The sequence below is a fragment of the Arthrobacter pasteuri genome (assembly GCF_054510955.1).
On record NZ_JBTNDO010000001.1, the window covers coordinates 327,744 to 349,004 of the forward strand.

The window sequence follows — 21,261 nt, forward strand, 5'->3', positions numbered from 1 at the left end:
GACGCACGTCAACCCCGGTTGGTGTGCGTCCCTTCTGTCGCTTCCGGAAAGGTAGGGTTTCCCCCGTGTCTGCAAAACGAACCGAACGGCTCCTCACGCTCGTGATCATGCTCCTGTCGAGCCGGCGCGGGTTCACGAAGGAGGAACTGTTCGAGGAGATCGACCTGTATCGCGAGGCGACCTCGGTGGCGGCGCGGGAGAAGCTCTTCGACCGTGACAAGGCGGCCCTCCGCGAGCAGGGCATACCCTTGGAGTCCTTCAGTGAGGACGCCCTGTTCGAGCACGACAACACCGTGCAGCGGTACCGGATCAACGCCGAGGACTACCGCCTGGGCGGGGTCACGTTCCAGCCCGAGGAGTACGCGGTCCTCAACCTGGCCGCAGGAGTGTGGGACCAGGGATCGCTCGACTCCGCGGCGTCGCGTGCCCTCAGGAAGCTCAGTTCGCGGAGTACCGACGGCACCGTCGAACTCACCCCCCTCATCCAGCCCCGCATCACCACGGACGCGCCGTACTGGGACATCGTGTGGCAGGCCCTCACCTCGCGCACCCCCCTCCGGTTCCCCTACCGGGCGGCGAGCACCGGCCGGGAGGAGGTCCGCACCGTGCACCCCTGGGGGATGGGGGCCCGATTCGGCCACTGGTACGTCGTCGGTTTCGACACCACACGCAAGGCCGAACGCTTCTTCCGCCTCTCCCGCATGACAGGGGAGCCCGTGCTGCTGAAGGGCACGTTCGAGGTCCCGGCGTCCTTCGACATGAACTCCACGCTGTCCTCCCTGTCCCGCAGCGAACCCGACCGTACCGCGGTCGTCGCGGCGCGGCCCGGATCCTGCCAGGTGCTGCGCGTCCGCAAGGACACCGAGGTCCTCCAGACGGGGGAGGAGTGGGACATCCTGCGCGTGCCCTACGCCGCGTCGAGCCCGATGGCGGCGACGATCGCGGGTCTCGGAACCAACGCGAGGGTCGAGGAGCCCCAGGAGCTCGCAGCGGAGGTCGCCCGGCTGCTGGAGGGAGCCTTCGACGCTGCCGTGGCGGCTCCTGACAACGTGGAGATCACCGCCGGCGCACGTCCCGCCCCCCGCCGGAAGTCCTCCTCCCAGGACCACCTGCTGCGCCTGCTCGACCTCGTGCCGTACCTCCTGGCGCACCCGGGAGCGGAGGTGGGGGAGACGGCGCGCCGGTTCGACGTGAGCGAGACCCAGCTGACCAAGGACCTGGACCTGCTGTTCGTGAGTGGTCCCCGGCACTACCCGGACGGGCTCATGGACGTGAACATCGAGGACGGCAGGATCTACCTGACCAACGCGCGTGACCTCGCCGAACCCGTGAAGCTGAGCATGGACGAGGCCTGCTCCCTCATCGTGGGGCTCCAGGCCCTGCGCGAGCTCCCCGGAATGAGGAACAATGAGGCGATCGTCAGCGCGCAGACCAAGCTGACGGCCGCCGCCGGCGACGCTGCGCGGATCGGTTCCGCCGTCGCCACGAAGCTCACCGAGGACGACATCGACCCGACCCTCGAGGTGCTGCAGGCTGCCCTGCACTCGGGAGTCCGGGTGGCGGTCGACTACTTCGTCCCGACGCGCGACGAGATCACGCACCGGCTGCTCGAGCCGATCCGGATCTTCCTCCACCAGGACACGTGGTACCTCGAAGCGTGGAGCGTGGACTCGGACGGACTGCGCAACTTCCGCTTGGACCGCATCCAGAGCGCCTCGCTGACCGACGAGCCGGGGACGGCCACCGCGGACGAAGCGTTCGCAGCGCGGGACCGGGGGTCGGCGCCCTACCGCTCCGGTGATGCCGACCACGCCGTTACGCTCGTGCTGGAACCGCGGGCACGGTGGATCGCCGCGCAGTACAACGCCGACGCCGTGCAGGAGCTCGGGGAGGACCGGCTCGCCGCACGCCTGAAGGTGGCCTCGACGTCCTGGATCCCCGGCCTCGTGGCGAGCCTCGGGGGGTCCGCCGCCGTCGTCGCCCCTGACGAGCTGCGCGAGGAGACCCTGCGCTGGCTGGAGGAAGCCCGGGCGCACCAGGCGCTGGCCTAGACTGGGCTCATGCTCTGGTGGATGTGGATCGTGCTGTGGGTTGCGCTGGTGGCCGTCAGCGTGATCTTCCTCGTCGTCGTCGGCTTCCGCGTCTTCCGCCGGGGAGTGCGAACTCTCGGTGAATTCGGGGAAGCAATGGACCGCCTCGCGGTGAACGCCCCGGTCGGCGGTGACGGTCCGGCACCCTCCGCCGGCGTCCCCGGAATTCCCATTCCCGCGGTGTTCTCCGCTCCGGAGGACGTCCGTGCGGCGCGGGAGGCCGCCAGGACCCGACGCATCGACGACCGCCGCAGCAGGCGCATCCGCAAGCGTGCCGGTCGCGGGCAGCCCCAGCTCCTGCAGGACATGCCCCACCTGTGAACTAAACTGGGGCCCGGATCAACGAGAGGAATTGGGCATGAGGCTCGAAGGCTGGCACATCGTCATCATCATCGTTCTTGCGATCGTCCTGTTCGGCGCGCCGAAGCTCCCCGGTCTCGCACGGAGCCTCGGGCAGTCGCTGCGGATCTTCAAGTCCGAGGTGAAGCAGATGAAGGACGAGAACAACACCCCTGACGCCGGGACGGACCCGGTGGAGGGCCGGGTGGTCGACACCGGCCGGTCACAGACCTACACGCCCACCTACGAAGCGCCCGTCCAGCACCAGGCCCCCGCCCAGCACCCGGGCCACCAGGCACCGCGCTATCAGGATGGTACCTCCGGTAGCGGCCCGGTGGACGCCCCCGGCACCCAGCCGCAGGCGGGACCGCCGCAGCACGGCGGTACCTCGCACACCTCCCAGTAGGCCGGGTACCCGTGTCACCCGCGAAGGTCCGGAAGCGCGGCAGGAAAGCCAATCCGGAGGGGCGCATGGCCCTGAAGGAGCACCTGCGCGAAGCACGCAACCGGCTGTTCAAGTCCGCGGTAGCGGTCATCCTCGCGACGGTCGCCGGGTTCTTCGTCTACGACCCGGTATTGCGGGCGCTGGCGGCCCCGATCATCGCGATCAACGAGCAGGAGGGCCGGACGGCGTCCCTGAACTTCGACAGTGCCGCATCCCCGTTCGACCTGCTCATCCAGGTCTCGGTGTTCCTGGGCCTGGTGATCTCCAGCCCGGTCTGGCTGTACCAGCTGTGGGCGTTCATCACGCCCGGCCTCAAGTCGAAGGAGCGGCGTATCGCGCTGGCGTTCATCGCCGTCGCGTTCCCCCTGTTCCTGGCCGGCATCGGACTGGCCTGGTCGATCCTGCCCAACGCGGTGCGCGTCCTGACGGAGTTCACGCCCGAGGACTTCTCCAACTACATCAGCGTCTCGGTGTACTTCACCTTCGTCCTGCGGCTGATGCTGGCCTTCGGGATCGCGTTCCTGCTCCCGGTGGTCCTGGTCGGGCTGAACCTGGTAGGCCTGGTCTCGGGGAAGCAGATCCTCAAGGCATGGCGGATCACCGTGTTCCTCGTCTGCCTCTTCGCGGCGATGGCCGCCCCGGGCGGGGACGCGCTGAGCATGTTCTACCTCGCCGTGCCCCTGCTGCTGCTGTTCTTCGTCGCGATCGGGCTGTGCCTGCTCAATGACAAGCGCAGGGCGCGGCGCACCGCGGCCCGTGAAGCCGCCGTCGAAGCCACCGCCGACACCGCCTCGCCCCTGGACGCCATCTAGGACGACAGCGCACGACGGCAGCGCTCGACGGCAGCACACGACGGCGCCCCCGGCACGTCCCTGCCCTGTCCCGCAACCATGATCGGGGCGGGGACACCGATCGGGTGCTCGGCGTGCCCGCCTCCTACCGAGCGTCTAGGGTGGAAAGATGAGCACCCCCGCAGAGAGATATGCAGCTGCAAAGGCCCGCACTCAGCACTCCCGGACCCAGCTGTTCCATTTCGAGCAGACGCTGGAATTCGACCTCGATCCGTTCCAGCGGGAGGCGTGTACCGCCCTCGAGGCAGGTAGGGGAGTGCTGGTCGCGGCACCCACCGGAGCAGGCAAGACGGTGGTCGGCGAGTTCGCCGTCTTCATGGCCCTGCAACACGGTCTCAAGGCGTTCTACACCACGCCCATCAAGGCGCTCAGCAACCAGAAGTACTCGGAACTCGCCGCCGTGCACGGCAGCGACCGGGTGGGGCTGCTGACCGGGGACACGAGCATCAACGCCGACGCCGACGTCATCGTGATGACCACCGAGGTGCTCCGCAACATGCTCTACGCCAACTCGGAGGCCCTCAACAACCTCGGCTACGTGGTGATGGACGAGGTGCACTACCTCGCGGACCGCTTTCGGGGGGCGGTCTGGGAGGAAGTCATCATCCACCTGCCCACCGAGGTCAAGGTGGTCTCCCTCAGCGCGACCGTCTCCAACGCGGAGGAGTTCGGTGCCTGGCTCGATACCGTCCGCGGTGACACCGACGTCGTCGTCTCCGAACACCGCCCGGTCCCGCTCTGGCAGCACGTCATGGTCGGGCAGAACCTCATCGACCTGTTCGCCGGTGACATCGCCTTCGACGAGGCGGCGCCGGCCGGCACGGATGCCGGAGCGCGGGACCAGTACGACGTCAACCCTGAGCTGCTGGAACTCGCCAGCAACGAGATCCGGCTGAACCAGCGGGCCAACTGGGGTGCCGGCGGCGGCCGGCGCGGCCGGGCGAGGACGGGCCGCGGGGAACCCGCGCAGATGTCGGTGGTGCGGCGTGCGACACGCCCGCAGGTCATCACCGCCCTGGACCGCGCCGACCTGCTCCCTGCCATCACCTTCATCTTCTCGAGGGCCGGCTGCGAGGCCGCCGTCACGCAATGCCTCCATGCCGGGCTGTGGCTGACCACCGAGGACGAACGCGACGAGATCAGCGAGACCATCGACGGCGCCACGATGGACATCCCGCGGGACGACCTCGAGATCCTCGGCTTCTGGACCTGGCGCGAAGGACTGATCCGCGGCTTCACGGCGCACCACGCCGGCATGCTGCCCACGTTCAAGGAGATCGTGGAGCGGCTGTTCGCGGCAGGACTCGTCAAGGCGGTCTTCGCGACCGAGACGCTCGCCCTCGGCGTCAACATGCCCGCGCGCACGGTCGTGCTGGAGAAGCTCGACAAGTTCAACGGCGAGGCGCACGTGAACGTGACGGCGGGGGAGTACACCCAGCTCACCGGCCGGGCGGGACGGCGCGGGATCGACGTCGAGGGCCACGCCGTCGTCCTGTGGCAGCCCGGGACCGACCCGGGAGCCGTCGCCGGCCTCGCGTCCCGCCGCACCTACCCGCTGAACTCGAGCTTCCGGCCGACCTACAACATGAGCATCAACCTCATGGCGCAGTTCGGGCAGGAGCGGTCCCGGGAGATCCTCGAGACGTCCTTCGCCCAGTTCCAGGCGGACCGCTCGGTGGTCGGGCTGGCTAAGCAGGTACGCAGCCGCGAGGAGTCACTCAAAGGCTACGAGAAGTCGATGACCTGCCATCTGGGCGACTTCCGCGAGTACGCGAACCTTCGGCGGGAACTGTCCGACCTGGAGTCCAGGGCCACACGGGACAGGTCGCGGACGCTGCGGTCGGCTGCGGAGTCGTCCCTGGAGTCGCTGCGGCCCGGAGACGTGATCGACGTCCCCGGCGGTCGGAGCCAGGGCTACGCCGTCGTCCTCGACAGCGACACCTCCCGGGAACCACGGCCGACCGTGCTCACGCTCGAGACGCAGATCCGCCGCGTGGGCGTGCAGGACCTCGACGGTCCCGTCGAGGTCCTCTCCCGCATCCGGATTCCCAAGCACTTCAGCGCGCGCAGCCCGAAGGACCGACGCGACCTGACCTCGTCGCTGCGCAACGCACTGGAGCAGCAGCGGCCTCCCCGCCGGGGAGCCGACCGTGTCTCCGCCGGGTACTCGGCGTCGGCGGCGGCCGAGGAACGGGCCATCACCGAACTCCGACGCAGGCTCCGGGCGCACCCCTGCCACGGCTGCAGCGAGCGCGAGCAGCACGCGCGCTGGGCCGAGCGGTGGTGGAAGCTGCGCCGGGAGACGGACAAGCTCGCCGGCCAGATCCGTGGCCGCACCAATACGATCGCGAAGATCTTCGACCGCGTCTCTGAGGTCCTCGGGCACTACGGCTACCTGGAGTACACCGAGGACGGCGTGTCCGTGAGCGCGTCCGGCCAGAAGCTCCGCCGGATCTACGGGGAGAAGGACCTCCTGATCGCGCTCTGCATCGAGGAGGGCGCCTTCGACGACCTCGACGCCGCCGAACTCGCGGCCGTTACGACGGTGCTTGTGTACCAGGCCAAGCGCGAGGAACGCGGCGTGCGGCCTGTGATGCCGAGCGTGTCGCTGGAGAGTTCCGTCGAGACGATCATCCGGCAGTGGTCGCAGCTGAACGACGTCGAGGAGCAGCACCGCCTGCCCGTGACCGGTGAACCGGAACTCTCGCTCGTGTGGCCCATGTTCAAGTGGGCCCAGGGCCGGTCCCTGCAGGCCGCCCTGAGCGGGACCGAGCTGGCGGCGGGCGACTTCGTCCGCTGGTCGAAGCAGGTCATTGACCTGCTCGACCAGCTGGCCAAGGTGCCGGACCTCCCCTCCGGCCTGCAGCAGACGTGCGTGCGGGCGATCCGGCTGATCCGCCGTGGCGTGGTGGCATACTCGAACATCAGTGAGTAGTCCCGCCGCGGGACCCGCCGACCACAGAAAGCCTCCCAGCACCCCCATGCCGAATTCGAAGCGCCCCTCGACCGTCCTCTACCGCAACGGGTCCGTGTACAGTCCCGCCGACCCCTTCGCCACCGCCATGCTCGTCGACGGAGGGACGGTGGCCTGGGTGGGGTCCGAGCACGCCGCCGCGAACCTCACGGGGCCGGACGTGCGGACCGTCGACCTCGACGGCGCCCTGGTCACCCCGGGTTTCGTCGACGCCCACACCCATACGACGGAGACGGGCATCGCCCTCGGGTCGATCGACCTCACCTCCTGCCGTTCGCTCGCGGACCTCCTCGACTCGGTGTCCGCGGCGGCCGCGTCGGGATCCACCACGATCCTCGGCTTCGGCTGGGACGAGTCCCAGTGGCCGGAACGGCGCGTCCCGACGGCGGCGGAGCTCGACCGCGCAGGCGACGGCGCCCTGGTCTACCTCGTGCGGGCCGACATCCACTCGGCCGTCGTATCGGGGGTCCTGGCGGACGCACTCGGCCTCGCAGGCCTGGACGGCTGGGACAACGGGTTCGTGGTCCGTGCCGCGCATGAGGCCGCCCGACAGGCCACCCGCAGGCTCACTCCGGACCAGCGCCGCAGCTACCAGCAGGCGGCCCTCCTCCACGCAGCGGCCCGGGGGTACATCGCGGTCACCGAGATGGCTGCGCCACACATCGCGCCCCGCGAGGACCTCGAGATGCTCCTCTCCATCGACGGGCCGGCGCACGAGGTGCCGCTGCCCGAGGTCATTCCGTACTGGGCCCAGCTGACGTCGTCGAGGGACGAGGTGCGCGACCTGATGCAGGGCTTCGGCGGCCGGCTCGCCGGACTCGCGGGAGACCTCAACGTGGACGGTTCGATCGGTTCACGCACCGCCGCCCTCCGCGAGCCCTACACCGATGACCCCGGGAACCGGGGCACGCTCTACCTGGGCCAGGACGAGGTGGCCGCCCACCTGCTCGCGACGACCGCCGAGACCGTCCAGACCGGTTTCCACGTCATCGGCGACGCCGGGCTCGACGTCGTCCTGCGCGGGCTCGAGGCGACGGCCCGCGAGCTGGGTGTGGAGGAGGTGCGCCGGTCACGCCACCGCCTCGAACATGTGGAGCTCGCCGATGACGACGCCATCGCGGCGCTGGTGCACTACGGCGTCGCCGTCAGCGCTCAGCCCGTCTTCGACGCCCTCTGGGGCCGCGAGGGCGGCCTCTACGACCAACGGCTGGGGGAGCGCAGCCACGGGATGAACCGCTTCGCCTCGCTCCTGTCCGCGGGGGTCCTTGTGGCGCTCGGCTCGGACAGCCCGGTGACGCCGCTCGACCCGTGGGCATCCGTTCGTGCCTGCCTCCAGCACAGCAGCGCGGCCGAGAACATCTCGGCGCGTGCGGCCTTCATCGCCCATACGCGGGCCGGCTGGCGGCTCTCCGGACGCAGCCCGATGATGGGCCAGCTGGCACCGGGCACTCCCGCATCCTTCGCCGTCTGGAAGGTCGACGAGCTCATGGTGCAGACGCCGGACAACCGCGTCCAGTCCTGGAGCACCGATCCGCGCGCGGGTACGCCGCTCCTGCCGGCGCTCGATACCGAGAACGCCCCGCTCTGCCTCGAGACCGTACATGACGGACGCCGGCTGTACGTCGCCGAGGGTTTCGCTGCGGGCTAGGCACCAGCACCGCGGACAGAAGTCCCGCGGTGTCGCGGGGAGTGTCGCGGGCAGTGTTCCGACAGTGCTCGGGCAGTATTGCAGCAGGATCTCCGGCACTATCTCCGGCAGTACGAAGAGGGCCGCCTGACCTGCGCGGAAGCATGTCCGCGCAGGTCAGAGGGCTGTTGACACGCGCTCCACAGCACGTAAGCTTTTGGCCTACGGGTAGAGGAACTCCTGCGGGAGGGAACCTGGCCGGTCTCCACGAGCGCAGCGCATCGGCCGCATCACGGGCGCGTGCTGCCCACCCGATGGAGCCGGCACTCATAGCGGCAGGTCCACGCGTCCTTAGAGAACGGTGTCCGCCCGCGTGCGGCTACCGGTACGAAGCCGCGTGGACCTGCCCGAGTGCCGGCCCGCTCCCGACGATCATTCCAGTGTTTCCGGGTGGCTCGGCGACCGTCGCCTATACTTGCAGATCGGCTCCCCGCCCGGGGCCGGTCCCTGCGCTATGCGCACCCCCGATGGAAAGGCCTACCTGCGTGCGAGTCGTCACGATCATTCCCACCTACAACGAGATTGAGTCGCTTCCGCTGACCCTCGCCCGCCTGCGCGCGGCAGTGCCGGACTCGGACGTCCTCATCGTGGACGACAACAGCCCGGACGGTACCGGGGATCTCGCTGACCGGGCTGCGGCGGCTGACGACCAGGTCCACGTGCTGCACCGGACCGGCAAGGAAGGCCTCGGGGCCGCCTACATCGCCGGCTTCCGCTGGGCGCTGGCGCGCGACTACGACGTGCTCGTGGAGATGGACGCCGACGGGTCGCACAAGCCCGAACAGCTGCAGGGCCTGCTTGACGCGGTGGACCGCGCGGACCTGGTGATCGGCAGTCGCTGGGTTCCCGGCGGCAGCGTGGTGAACTGGCCTGCCCACCGCAAGCTCCTCTCGCGCGGGGGCAGCACCTATTCGCGCCTGATGCTCGGGCTGCGGGTCCGGGACATCACCGCCGGTTACCGGGCGTTCCGCCGCTCCACCCTCGAAGCACTCGACCTCTCGGCCGTGGACTCCGTCGGCTACGGCTTCCAGGTGGACATGACGTTCCGCGTCGCCCGTCTCGGCCTCACCATCGTGGAGGTCCCCATCACGTTCGTGGAGCGGGAGCTCGGAGCGTCGAAGATGAGCGGCAACATTGTATTCGAGGCGATTGCCAGCGTCACGCGCTGGGGACTCAGCGCCCGGTGGAGGACCCTGACCGGTCGCCGCTGATTCTACGGCGGCAGCAAAAAGGCACCCGCCGCGGCGGGTGCCTTTTTCGTCTGCAGGGTTTCAACTGCAGGGAGGAGCTATGCGGAGCGGCGCTCGCCCCGGCGCTCGCGCAGGATCGTGAGGCGGTCCTGGAGGATCTGCTCGAGTTCCTCGACGGACCGGCGCTCGAGGAGCATGTCCCAGTGGGTGCGGACGGGCTTGTCGTTGGAGGTGTCGGGCTTCTCTCCGTCGACGAGGAGGGCTTCCTTGCCGGTCTTCGAGACCCAGGTGGCCGGGATCTCGGCTTCGGACGAGAAGGTCACGAAGACCCGCTCGCCGTCCTCGCAGCGGTACTCGACCCGCTGGCGGGGAGCAGGCTCGACGCCGGATTCCGTTTCCATCGACTGCGCTCCGAGGCGCATGCCGCGCAGGCTGCGATCGCTCATGATTTTCTCCTAGTCACCGTGGCCCCCGTGTAGCGGAGGGCCGTTGCCGCTGTTCTTCACCGAAGTCGTCCACCGGACCTGCTGCTGACACGTCCGGCACCCGCTGTCGCCCGGAGGCGGAAGGGAAGCTGTCTGTATAACACCCTCGGCCGCGCGGATGTTCCTGCGCGGACGGGTAAACACCTAAGTATACAGGCCGGCCCTCCAGAGCCTCCTACGGGTTCTGCCGGTGCCTGCTGCGCGTGCGCGGCCGTCGCCGTGCAACGGCATCAGGGGACGAGCGACAGCCGAACCGGGGGACAGGGTCTCAGGGGCGTGACATCAATTCAGGGCCGTCCGAAGGGGAGTCCGGTGTGGCGGTACCGAGGACAGTGCCGATGCCCTTCAGCGCCTCGCCGACCTCGCTGGGGATGATCCAGAGTTTGTTCGCGGACCCTTCGGCCAGCTTGGGAAGGGTCTGGAGGTACTGGTAGGCGAGCAGCTTCTGCGTCGGGTTGCCCTTGTGGATGGCGTCGAACACCTTGTGGATCGCCTGCGCCTCGCCGTCGGCCCGCAGGATCGCGGCCTTCGCGTCACCTTCGGCGGCGAGGATGGCGGCCTGGCGCTGGCCCTCCGCCGTGAGGATCTGGGACTGCTTGGTGCCCTCGGCGGTCAGGATCGCGGCGCGGCGGTCACGCTCGGCGCGCATCTGCTTCTCCATGGAGTCCTGGATGGAGTGCGGCGGGTCGATCGCCTTGAGCTCCACGCGGCCGACGCGGATCCCCCACCGGCCCGTCGCCTCATCGAGGACGCCGCGGAGCTGGCCGTTGATCTGATCGCGGGAGGTCAGCGCCTCCTCGAGGTTGAGTCCGCCGACCACGTTCCTCAGGGTCGTCGTCGTGAGCTGTTCGACGGCCTGGATGTAGTTGGCGATCTCATAGGTCGCCGCCCGGGGGTCGGTCACCTGGAAATAGACGACGGTGTCGATGGACACCACGAGGTTGTCCTCGGTGATGACGGGCTGCGGCGGGAAGGACACGACCTGCTCCCGGAGATCGAGCAGCGGCAGCAGCCGGTCGACGAACGGAATCAGGATGGTCAGTCCCGGGTTCAGGGTCCGCTGGTACTTGCCGAGCCGCTCGACGACGCCTGCGCGTGCCTGCGGGATGATCCGGACCGACTTCACGAGTACGACCAGGACGAAAAGAATGAGGACGATCAGGACCAGAGTGAGCCCGATCGTCCCGGCGTTGCCGTTCATGGATCCCCTTTGTTGGAGTGGTGCGTCCCGAGGCCGGGAGACGGCCGGGGAGCGCAGGAAGCGGTGGGCCGCGCTAGGCGTCGGGAACGGGAGGAGCGGGGCGGTCGACGGGTTCGACGACGGCGGTGGCGCCGTCGATCCTCATCACGGACAGGCGTGCACCGGCGGGAAGCAATGCTCCGTCGGCGGAGCGGGCCGTCCAGGTGTCACCACCGATCTTCACCGTCCCGGAATGGGCCGTCACGGGCTCCAGGGCGAGGGCTGCAGCGCCCACGAGGCGGTCGATGTTGTTCAGCTGATCCGCCGGGCCCCTCTGGAGGTGCCGCACGGCCACCGGTCGGACGAGCAGGATCATGAGGAGGGACACGACGGCGAAGATCACGATCTGCAGGACGAGTCCCGCGCCCGCGAAGGTCGCGGCAAGGGCGGCCAGTGCGCCGACCGACAGCATGATGAAGAACAGGTCGAGTGTGAGAGTCTCCACGGCGGCGAGCCCCAGGAACAGGACGAGCCACAGGACCCAGCCGTTGGCGAGCAACCAGTCCATCGGGCATCCCCCTCATGTCGACGCCGCACCGAGCGGCCCTCGCCTTCATCATGGCAAACGGGTGCGACATAACCTAGGGCACACAGGCCTGCAGCCGCAGTTGTTACCCTTCCGTGCCGTCCCAAGGTTCCGCCGGCCCTGGCCGAGCGGTCCTGGAGAGTACCTGGACCGTGAAGCGGGCCGCGATCTCGAGGGTCGCGACCTCACGTGCGGCGGCGAACCCGTCCGTGGATCCATCCCTGGGCCCATCCCTGGGCCCATCCCTGGACCCGCCCGTCGCTTCCTCCGTCGTCGTGCCTCCCTTCCCATGGTGCGCCGCCGGTCCCATCACCAGCGCCGACCGCGCGAGGTCCTGCGGCAGCTGCATCGCGTAGTCCAGGTCCTCACGCGAGGTCTCGACCAGCGCGCCGTCGAAGACCTCCCGGACGTCGTCGGCCTTCTGCGCTGGTACGGACAGCAGCGGCCCCACGGCCTCGAGCCCTGCGAGGTGTCCGGGCCGGGGGGTCACGACGACGAGGCAGCCTCCCGGCGCGAGGACGCGCACGAACTCGCCGGGGTTCCTCGGCGCGAACACGTTCAGGAGAATGTCCACCGAGCCGTCCGCCAGAGGGAGCGGGCGCCACACGTCCCAGACGACGCTCGCCCCGCCGGGGAGTCGCCGCGCCGCACGCCGCAGGGCGACCTTCGAGATGTCGAGTGCCACGGGGAACAGGCCCGGCACCGCGTCGGCCAGCCCCTCGAGGTAGTACCCTGTGCCCGCCCCGGCATCGAGTGCGACGCCCGGCACGGGGAACTGCCGGAGGGCAGCAGCAACCACGGCGCGGCGAAGCGGCGCATAGTGACCGGATCCGAGGAACTGCTCCCGCGCATCGACCATCTCCGCGGTGTCGCCCTCGAACGGCGATCCCTTGCCCGTCAGCAGGTTGAAGTAGCCCTGCCGGGCGGCGTCGAACCGGTGCCCGCGCTCGCAGGCCAGGGTTCGTGCGGCACGGTCCATCGGTTCTCCGCAGACGGGGCAGAGCAGGAGGTGGCGGGGAAGGTCGGGCATCGTCTCATCCTAAGGAAAAGGACCGCCGCACCGTTGACTCAGGCCACTATTTCGGGTTCAGTCGGAAGGGTGAAACCAGACCAGCTCGAACTCCTGACCACCACGGGCACCCCGGCCCTCCACCCGGACGGTTCCCGTCTGGTGGTCGCCGCGACCCGCCCGGACTTCCGAGCCGACGCCTATGTCGGCCAATTGTGGGAGCTCACGCTCCAGGGAGGGCGACGCCGGCTGACGCGGGGCTTCCGTGACACCGCGCCGCGCTACTCCCCGGACGGCGAGGTGCTCGTGTTCCTCCGGGCAGTGCCGGGCGGCAAGCCCCAGCTGTTCGCCGTCCGCGCCTCCGGCGGGGAAGCCGTCCAGATGACGGACCAGCCGCTCGGTGTCACCGCCTTCGACGTCTCACCGGACTCGCGGAGCATCGTCTTCGCCGCACGGGTGCCGGAACAGGGACGCTACGGGACGCTCGACGGCGTGAGCCCGGGCCTCGAGGACGCACGACTCATCACGCAGTACCAGTACCGGATGAACGGCCTCGGCTACACGACGGACAAGCGCTCGCAGCTGTTCACCGTCGCCGTGCCGGACCTCGACGCGGAGCCCTACATCGCAGCGGTCGGGCGGCTCAAGCAGCAGGACGCCGACGGTCCCGGTGCCCTCGAGGAACAGGGCGCCGTGCCCCCTGCCACCCAGGTGACCACTGCCGACGCCGACCACCTCGATCCTGCCTTCACGGCGGACGGCCGCCGCGTCCTCTTCACCGCCGCGCTGGGACGGGACGCGGACACGACCCTCGTCTCCGACATCCACTCGATCGCCCTCGACGGCAGCGACCGGCAGCAGCTGACGAACCAGGGCGGGGACACCCTGCTCGGCTGCAGCGCGCCCCGCCCCAGCACCGACGGCGCGTGGGTGTTCTTCCTGGCCTCGGACCTGTCGCCGTCGGGCCTGGACTTCGTGGCGCGGAACACCGCCCTCTACGTGATGCCGGCGGACGACCCGCGGGGCGTCCGGCGCCTCAGCGACCCGGAAACCGTGGACTTCGGTGACGTCCAGGAGATCGTGGCCGACGGCCCGCACTCCGTCCTGGTGTTCAACCGGTCGCGCGGCACGGGGGAACTGCTGCGCGTCTCGGCGACAGGGGAGACGGCCACCCTGGTCACCGGTCCCACCGTCGTCACCGGAGCCGCATCCACCGGAAGCACCGTCGTGGTGTCGTATACGGATCCGACGACGTCGGGCGAGGTCGCCGTCGTCGACGGGACCTCCCTGCGTCCGCTGTCCGACTTCTCCGCCGCACTGCGCACGGACACGCGCGTGGGAGAGCTGCAGGAACGCACCTTTCCGGCTCCCGATGGAACCCCGGTGCACGGGTGGGTCGTCCTGCCCGAGGGCGACGGACCGCACCCGGTGCTGCTCGTCATCCACGGCGGCCCCTTCGCCCAGTACGGCTGGGGCTACTTCGACGAGGCCCAGGTGTACGCCGCGGCAGGCTACGCGGTGCTGCTGTGCAACCCGCGCGGTGCCGCCGGCTATGGACAGGCCCACGGGAGGGTCATCAAGGAGGCGATGGGCACGGTGGATCTCGACGACGTCCTCGCCTACCTCGACGGCGCGCTCGCCGAGTACGATGCGCTCGACAGCGAGCGGCTCGGCGTCATGGGTGGGTCCTACGGCGGCTACCTGACCGCCTGGACCATCGCCCACGACCACCGATTCCAGGCCGCGATCGTGGAGCGCGGCTACCTCGACCCCCCGTCGTTCGTGGGATCGTCCGACATCGGGTGGTTCTTCTCCGAGCAGTACACCGGCACGGACCCGGCGCAGGTCGAGGCGCAGAACCCGTTCGCCAAGATCGGCGATGTGAGGACGCCGGCCTTCGTGATCCACTCCGAGGAGGACCTGCGGTGCCCGATCGAACAAGCGCAGCGGTACTACACGGCACTCAAGAAGCAGGGCGTGGAGACCGAGCTGCTCGTGTTCCCCGGTGAGACGCACGAGCTGTCGAGGTCGGGCTCGCCGTGGCACCGGAGGCAGCGTTTCGACCACATCCTGCGCTGGTGGGCGAAGTATTTGCCCACCGGAACGAATCCCTCCGACCCCGCGGGCGCATGACCTGACGCGGCGGGTGCTAGAAGCCGAGGCCCCGCCGCGCGTCATCGATCGTGGGCTGCGTCCACCGGCCGTGCTGGCTGTCGGCGGTGAGGGAGCGGAGGATCGCGCGGTCGAGGTACAGCTGCCCGTTGAGGTGGTCCGTCTCGTGCTGCACGATGCGGGCCGGCCAGCCCTCGAAGCCGGTCGTCACGGCGCTCCCGTCCGGCTGCGTGTAGGTGGCCGTGATGCCGTGCGGGCGCTCGACGACGGCCTGGTAGCCGGGCACCGAGAGGCAGCCCTCGTAGAACGCCGCCACGGCGTCGCCCGCCGCCTTGTAGCTCGGATTGATGAGGACGGTGAACGGCAAGGGAGTCCGGGACCGCGCCTCGGCGACCGCCTGGTCCTGGACGCCCTGGTCCTCGAGGACGGCGATCCGCAGGGGGATTCCGATCTGGGGTGCGGCGAGACCCACACCCGGTGCCTCGTGCATCACGCGACGCATCGTCGCGATGAGCCGTCCAAGGGTGTCGTCGTCGAGCTGCCCGTCGAAGTCCTGGGCGGGCCGGCGCAGGACCGGATGACCGGCAGCCACGATCTCCGGCAGGTCCGCCGCGAGGACGGCCTCGACGAGCTCGACGACGGCACCGGCCGGGAGCACGGAACGGACATGGTTGCTCGAAGCATCTGCACTCATGCCTACAGGAAAGCACACTTGCGGACAGGGACGGGTCGACGCGCGTTGCCGGTCCGGCCGTGAGGACGGACAATCAGACGTGCTGCCTTCGGTGGCGGCCCACTGCACGGGTACGGGTCGGCCGCGCTCGCGGCAGCCCGATGGATGGAGGCACCATGAGCACAGCCACGACGGACGCCCAGCAGGCAGCGCCGCACGCGGCGGACAGCCACGACCTCATCAGGGTCCGGGGCGCGCGGGAGAACAACCTCAGGGACATCACGATCGACATCCCGAAACGGCGGCTCTCGGTGTTCACGGGCGTCTCGGGGTCCGGCAAGAGCTCGCTCGTCTTCAACACCATCGCCGCCGAGTCGCAGCGCATGATCAACGAGACGTACAGCGCCTTCGTGCAGGGCTTCATGCCGACGCTCGCCCGCCCCGAGGTGGACGTCCTCGAGGGTCTGACCACCGCGATCATCGTCGACCAGGAACGCATGGGCGCCAATCCGCGGTCCACCGTCGGCACGGCCACGGACGTCAACGCGATGCTGAGGATCGTGTTCTCGCGTCTCGGCCAGCCCCAGATCGGATCCCCGCAGGCCTTCTCGTTCAATGTGGCGTCGATCAGCGGAGCGGGTGCCGTCACGATCGAGCGCGGCGGCGCGACGGTCAAGGAACGCCGCAGCTTCACGGTGACCGGCGGCACGTGCCCGCGGTGCGAGGGCATGGGGTCCGTGACGGACATGGACCTCACGCAGCTCTACGACGAGGCCAAGTCCCTGAATGAGGGAGCGCTGACCATCCCCGGGTACAGCATGGAGGGCTGGTACGGGCGCATCTACAGCGGCACCGGGTTCTTCGACGCCGACAAGCCCATCCGGGACTTCACCAAGCGGGAGCTGCAGGACCTGCTCTACAGGGAGCCGACGAAGATCAAGGTCGACGGCATCAACATCACCTACGAGGGCCTGATCCCCAAGATCCAGAAGTCGATGCTCTCCAAGGACCGCGAGGCGATGCAGCCGCACATCCGCGCCTTCGTGGACCGGGCCGTCACCTTCACTCCGTGTCCGGAATGCGACGGGACGCGCCTCAGCGAGGCGGCCAGGTCCTCGAAGATCCACGGCGTCAGCATCGCCGACGCGTGCGCGATGCAGATCAGCGACCTCGCGGTCTGGGTCCGCGGGCTGACCGAACCGTCCGTGGCGCCGCTGCTGGCCGCGCTGGGGGAGACCCTCGGCTCGTTCGTGGAGATCGGACTCGGCTACCTCAGCCTCGACCGTCCCTCCGGCACGCTGTCCGGAGGCGAGTCGCAGCGCACCAAGATGATCCGGCACCTCGGGTCGTCGCTGACGGACATCACGTACGTGTTCGACGAACCGACGATCGGGCTCCACCCGCACGACATCCAGCGCATGAACGACCTGTTGCTGCGCCTGCGGGACAAGGGCAACACCGTGCTCGTCGTCGAGCACAAGCCGGAGATGATCGTCATCGCGGACCACGTCGTCGACCTCGGCCCGGGTGCCGGGACCGCGGGCGGTACGGTCTGCTTCGAAGGCTCCGTCGAGGGCCTGCGCCGGAGCGGGACGCTCACGGGCCGGCATCTCGACGACCGGGCAGCCCTGAAGGCCACGGTGCGCGGGCGTCGGGGGGAGCTGGAGATCAGGGGAGCGACATCGCACAACGTGCAGGACGTCGACGTGGACATCCCCCTCGGCGTGCTGTGCGTGATCACCGGCGTGGCCGGATCGGGCAAGAGCTCCCTGATCCACGGCTCGGTGTCCCGCCGGGAGGGCGTGGTGGCGGTGGATCAGGGAGCGATCAAGGGCTCACGACGTAGCAACCCCGCCACGTACACCGGCATGCTCGAGCCCATCCGGAAGGCGTTCGCGAAGGCCAACGGCGTCAAGCCGGCCCTGTTCAGCGCGAACTCCGAGGGCGCCTGCCCCACCTGCAACGGGGCCGGGGTCGTTTTCACGGACCTCGCCATGATGGCCGGCGTCGCCACCACCTGCGAGGTCTGCGGCGGCAAGCGGTTCATGGCCGAGGTGCTGGAGTACAAGCTCGGCGGGAAGGACATCAGCGAGGTCCTGGCGATGCCCGTCACCGAGGCCACCGAGTTCTTCCGGGCCGGCGAGGGCAAGGTGCCCGCCGCCCACGCCATCCTCAGCCGTCTCTCCGACGTCGGGCTCGGGTACCTGAGCCTCGGCCAGCCCCTGACCACGCTGTCCGGCGGCGAGCGCCAGCGCCTCAAGCTCGCCACGCACATGGGCGAGAAGGGGGACATCTACGTCCTCGACGAACCGACCGCCGGACTGCACCTCGCCGACGTCGAGAACCTGCTCGGCCTGCTGGACCGGCTGGTCGACGCGGGCAAGTCGGTTCTGGTCATCGAACACCATCAGGCGGTCATGGCGCACGCGGACTGGATCATCGACATCGGACCCGGAGCCGGCCACGACGGCGGAACCATCGTCTTCGAGGGAACGCCGGCGGATCTGGTCGCGTCCCGGTCGACGCTGACCGGACGGCACCTCGCGGAGTACGTGGGCTCCTGATGGCTCCCGTCCGATGGATCGTCGGACGGGCTATTTCGCCGCTGTGCCGCGCTTCGCTTGAAATGCGCGGAGATAGCGTCGACTATTTCTAAGGCTGGTAGAGCACCGGCAGTGGAGGAGGCATCATGACCACGTGGCTGATCACCGGCTGCTCGACAGGTTTGGGACGCGCCCTGGCAGAAGCGGTCCTCTCGCGGGGAGACAGGGCCGTCGTCACGGCACGCGACGCATCGACGGTCGAGGACCTCGCGTCCGACTACCCCGACACCGCGCTTGCCCTCGCGCTCGACGTGACCGACGCCGGCCAGGTGCGGACGGCGATCGAGCGTGGGACCGAGGCGTTCGGCGGCATCGACGTGCTGGTCAACAATGCCGGCTACGGATACCGGGCCGCTGTGGAGGAGGGAGACGACGATGACGTCCGGACGCTCTTCGACACGCACTTCTTCGGATCGGTCGACATGATCAAGGCAGTCCTCCCTCAGATGCGGGCCCGCCGCTCCGGTACCATCGTGAACCTCTCGTCGATCGGCGCGAAGATCACCCCGGCCGGTTCCGGCTACTACGCAGCCGTGAAAGCCGCCATTGAAGGACTTACCGGATCCCTGCGCAAGGAAGTGGGGCCGCTGGGTATCACGGCAATGGTCGTCGAGCCCGGCGGATTCCGGACCGATTTCTCGGGCCGGTCGCTCCAACAGTCCGTCGACGCCATCGGTGACTACTCCGAGACCGCCGGGAAGCGGCGGAAGGAGAACGACACCACCCATGGCACCCAGCCCGGCGACCCGGCCAAGGCCGCAGCGGCGATCATCACCGCGGTGGAATCCACCGACACGCCGGAGGTGCTCGTCCTCGGGTCCGACGCGATCAGCGCCCATACCGGCGTTCTTCAGGCACAGCTGGATTCGCTGGAGACCTGGCGACCCCTCGGCGAGAGCACGGGCGTCGACGCATAAGCGCGCCTCCCGGGGCTTCCTCAGCCGCGTCGTTCCCGGTGATGCCCGTCTATGCCCCACCGCATCTGCCCGATCCCACGTTGCCCGGAAACCCGGTCGACGCTCAATCCTCGAAGGAGACACCATGAAGGTCCTGATCACGGGAGCCCACGGCAAGGTCGGCCGCGCAGCAACGCAGGCGATGAAGGAGGCCGGTCACGACGTGGTCACCACCGACCTCACCCGTCCCGGCTTCGAGCGCAAGCCCGAGGGCACGCTGAAGTACACGATGGCCGACCTCGCGGACGCCGGCCAGGCCTACGCCGTCGTGCGGGACGTGGACGCCGTCGTTCACGTCGCAGCCATCCCCGAGCCGACCGGCAACCCGCCCCATGTGGTGTTCCAGACCAACCTCATGGCCACGTTCAACGTCCTCGAGGCCGCCATCCGCTCCGGCGTGAAACGCTTCGTCAACATTTCCAGCGAGACCGTCCCCGGATTCTTCTTCCCCGAGCGGGACTTCCTCCCCGACTACGCACCCGTGGACGAGAACCACCCGATCCATCCGCAGGACCCGTACGCGCTCTCCAAGCACTTCGGCGAGCAGCTCATGGACGCCGCGATCGCCCGGTCCGACATCCGGTGCATCAGCATCCGCCCCAGCTGGGTCCAGTTCGAGGGGAACTACGAACAGAATCTCGGACCGCAGGTCCGGGACGCGTCGGTCCTGAGCCCGAACCTGTGGAGCTACATCGACGTCTACGACCTCGCCGACGCCATCGTGCTGGCCACGGAATCGGAGCTTCCCGGACACGAGGTCTTCTACATCGCGTCCCCCGACAACGTCGGTGGCCACGACTTCGCCGAGATCCTGGCGAAGCACTACGGCGACACGATCGAACTGCGCAGCCTTGACCGCACCGATGCATCAGGCATCACCAGCGCGAAGGCCCAGAGGATGCTCGGCTGGACGCCGAAGCGTTCCTGGCGCGACTACCTCGACTCCGACGGGCACGCGCTGAGGAAATGATCCGCTTCGGGATCGTCGGAAGTGGGTGGAGGAGCGAGTTCTTCCTCCGCATCGCCCGGGAGATGCCCGACCGCTTCGAGGTGACGGGCCTCGTCACGCGGGACGAGGGGACCGGGCGGCGCATCGAGAAGGCGTGGCAGGTGCGGCCCTTCGCGTCCATCGACGACCTCGTGGCGGGGACCTCCCCGTCGTTCGTGGTCGTCTGCGTTCCCCGGGAGGCGGCGCCCGGGGCGATCCGTCACCTCGCAGAGCTGAAGGTCCCGGTGCTCACCGAGACACCGCCTGCGCCCGACTTGGAGGCCTTGAGCAGCCTGTATCCACTGGTCGGCCGGGGAGCCGTCATCCAGGTGGCGGAGCAGTACCATCTGTCCCCGCTCCTGCGTTCACAGTTGCGCGTCGCGGCGTCCGGACGCCTGGGAAGGATCAGCCAGGTGCTGGTCGCCCAGTGCCATGACTATCACGGTGTGAGCATCCTGCGGCGGGCGCTGGACGTCGGGTTCGATGATGTCTCCATCACGGCGGCGATCTTCCGGTCGCCGCTCGTGAAGGGGCCCGATCGGGAGGGGGACCCGCGGGAGGAGGTGACCGTCACCGCGGAACAGGTGTCCGCCCGTTTCGATTTCGGCGACCGACTGGGCGTCTACGACTTCGCCGAGCAACAGTACTTCTCGTGGATCCGCACGAATCGCCTCCTGGTGAGGGGGAACCGTGGAGAGATCAACAACACGGACCTGCACTACCTCCGAGACGTCCGTACACCGGTTTCGACGGCGTTCCGTCGTGTTGCTGCAGGGGAGGGCGGCAACCTTGAAGGCTTCTTCCTGCGGGGCATCATGGCCGGCGACGAATGGGTGTTCGAGAACCGGTTCGCGCCCGCGCGGCTGAGTGACGATGAGATCGCGATCGCGGAATGCCTCGTGAGGATGAGTGAGTGTGTCGAGGGCGGTCCGGAACTGTACAGCCTTGCTGAGGCGAGCCAGGACCATTATCTGTCCCTGCTCATGAAGGAAGCGGCGCTCACGGGCGAAGCGGTGCGCTCCCGGCGGCAGGTCTGGTCCCGGTGAAGTCGAGCGGGTCGACTCCCGTTCCCGGTGCTCTGCCGGCCGTGCCG

The 21,261-nt window shown here is 69.0% G+C and carries 17 protein-coding genes; 12 read left to right on the forward strand and 5 right to left on the reverse strand.

The genetic code is table 11. The features are described 5' to 3' along the window. Positions 1–65: 65 nt before the first annotated feature. The 7 genes from ACX80H_RS01590 to ACX80H_RS01620 all read left to right on the forward strand — a co-directional run bounded on the left by ACX80H_RS01590 (position 66) and on the right by ACX80H_RS01620 (position 9,597). Positions 66–2,051 carry a helix-turn-helix transcriptional regulator gene (locus ACX80H_RS01590; protein WP_459310676.1) on the forward strand — a complete coding sequence of 662 codons (1,986 nt, stop codon included), beginning with the start codon at positions 66–68 and terminating at the stop codon, positions 2,049–2,051. A 9-nt stretch (positions 2,052–2,060) separates the two neighbouring features. Beyond that, the gene (locus ACX80H_RS01595; protein WP_459310677.1) at positions 2,061–2,411 is read left to right on the forward strand and encodes a hypothetical protein; all 351 of its coding nucleotides are present in this window, start codon (positions 2,061–2,063) and stop codon (positions 2,409–2,411) included. A gap of 37 nt (positions 2,412–2,448) precedes the next feature. Next, the gene (tatA, locus tag ACX80H_RS01600; RefSeq protein ID WP_459310678.1) at positions 2,449–2,835 is read left to right on the forward strand and encodes a Sec-independent protein translocase subunit TatA; all 387 of its coding nucleotides are present in this window, start codon (positions 2,449–2,451) and stop codon (positions 2,833–2,835) included. A 65-nt stretch (positions 2,836–2,900) separates the two neighbouring features. Next, the gene (tatC, locus tag ACX80H_RS01605; RefSeq protein ID WP_459313341.1) at positions 2,901–3,686 is read left to right on the forward strand and encodes a twin-arginine translocase subunit TatC; all 786 of its coding nucleotides are present in this window, start codon (positions 2,901–2,903) and stop codon (positions 3,684–3,686) included. A 148-nt stretch (positions 3,687–3,834) separates the two neighbouring features. Further along, a complete protein-coding gene (locus tag ACX80H_RS01610) occupies positions 3,835–6,660 on the forward strand; it encodes a DEAD/DEAH box helicase (RefSeq protein WP_459310679.1) in 2,826 nt (941 codons plus the stop codon). 46 nt (positions 6,661–6,706) lie between these two features. After that, a complete protein-coding gene (locus tag ACX80H_RS01615; RefSeq protein WP_459310680.1) occupies positions 6,707–8,347 on the forward strand; it encodes an amidohydrolase in 1,641 nt (546 codons plus the stop codon). Between the two features lie 524 nt (positions 8,348–8,871). Beyond that, complete coding sequence (locus ACX80H_RS01620) at positions 8,872–9,597, forward strand: polyprenol monophosphomannose synthase (protein ID WP_459310681.1); 726 nt, start codon at positions 8,872–8,874, stop codon at positions 9,595–9,597. Positions 9,598–9,674: 77 nt separating this feature from the next. On the opposite strand, the gene ACX80H_RS01625 is transcribed toward ACX80H_RS01620, so the two are convergent. The 4 genes from ACX80H_RS01625 to ACX80H_RS01640 all read right to left on the reverse strand — a co-directional run bounded on the left by ACX80H_RS01625 (position 9,675) and on the right by ACX80H_RS01640 (position 12,857). After that, positions 9,675–10,022 carry an RNA polymerase-binding protein RbpA gene (locus tag ACX80H_RS01625; RefSeq protein ID WP_104051092.1) on the reverse strand — a complete coding sequence of 116 codons (348 nt, stop codon included), beginning with the start codon at positions 10,020–10,022 and terminating at the stop codon, positions 9,675–9,677. Between the two features lie 307 nt (positions 10,023–10,329). After that, the gene (locus ACX80H_RS01630) at positions 10,330–11,262 is read right to left on the reverse strand and encodes an SPFH domain-containing protein (protein WP_459310682.1); all 933 of its coding nucleotides are present in this window, start codon (positions 11,260–11,262) and stop codon (positions 10,330–10,332) included. A gap of 73 nt (positions 11,263–11,335) precedes the next feature. Then, positions 11,336–11,809, reverse strand: a complete 474-nt coding sequence (locus tag ACX80H_RS01635) for an NfeD family protein (RefSeq protein ID WP_459310683.1) — start codon at positions 11,807–11,809, stop codon at positions 11,336–11,338. A gap of 103 nt (positions 11,810–11,912) precedes the next feature. Continuing rightward, positions 11,913–12,857: a putative RNA methyltransferase gene (locus ACX80H_RS01640; RefSeq protein ID WP_459310684.1), complete on the reverse strand. Its 945-nt coding sequence runs from the start codon at positions 12,855–12,857 to the stop codon at positions 11,913–11,915. 69 nt (positions 12,858–12,926) lie between these two features. Here ACX80H_RS01640 and ACX80H_RS01645 point away from each other — a divergent pair, with 69 nt between their 5' ends. Continuing rightward, positions 12,927–14,969, forward strand: coding sequence for a S9 family peptidase (locus ACX80H_RS01645; protein ID WP_459310685.1), 2,043 nt, complete (start codon positions 12,927–12,929; stop codon positions 14,967–14,969). Between the two features lie 16 nt (positions 14,970–14,985). Here the strand turns inward: ACX80H_RS01645 and ACX80H_RS01650 are convergent, their stop codons facing one another. Beyond that, positions 14,986–15,642, reverse strand: a complete 657-nt coding sequence (locus tag ACX80H_RS01650) for a peptide deformylase (RefSeq protein ID WP_459310686.1) — start codon at positions 15,640–15,642, stop codon at positions 14,986–14,988. 155 nt (positions 15,643–15,797) lie between these two features. Here ACX80H_RS01650 and ACX80H_RS01655 point away from each other — a divergent pair, with 155 nt between their 5' ends. From ACX80H_RS01655 to ACX80H_RS01670, 4 genes are all read left to right on the forward strand, one after another. Then, positions 15,798–18,185, forward strand: coding sequence for an ATP-binding cassette domain-containing protein (locus tag ACX80H_RS01655; protein WP_459310687.1), 2,388 nt, complete (start codon positions 15,798–15,800; stop codon positions 18,183–18,185). Positions 18,186–18,310: 125 nt separating this feature from the next. Beyond that, positions 18,311–19,141, forward strand: a complete 831-nt coding sequence (locus ACX80H_RS01660) for an oxidoreductase (RefSeq protein WP_459310688.1) — start codon at positions 18,311–18,313, stop codon at positions 19,139–19,141. A 124-nt stretch (positions 19,142–19,265) separates the two neighbouring features. Next, complete coding sequence (locus ACX80H_RS01665) at positions 19,266–20,150, forward strand: NAD-dependent epimerase/dehydratase family protein (protein WP_459310689.1); 885 nt, start codon at positions 19,266–19,268, stop codon at positions 20,148–20,150. Beyond that, the gene (locus ACX80H_RS01670) at positions 20,147–21,214 is read left to right on the forward strand and encodes a Gfo/Idh/MocA family protein (protein ID WP_459310690.1); all 1,068 of its coding nucleotides are present in this window, start codon (positions 20,147–20,149) and stop codon (positions 21,212–21,214) included. The genes ACX80H_RS01665 and ACX80H_RS01670 overlap by 4 nt, the downstream gene beginning before the upstream one ends. Positions 21,215–21,261: the final 47 nt, after the last annotated feature.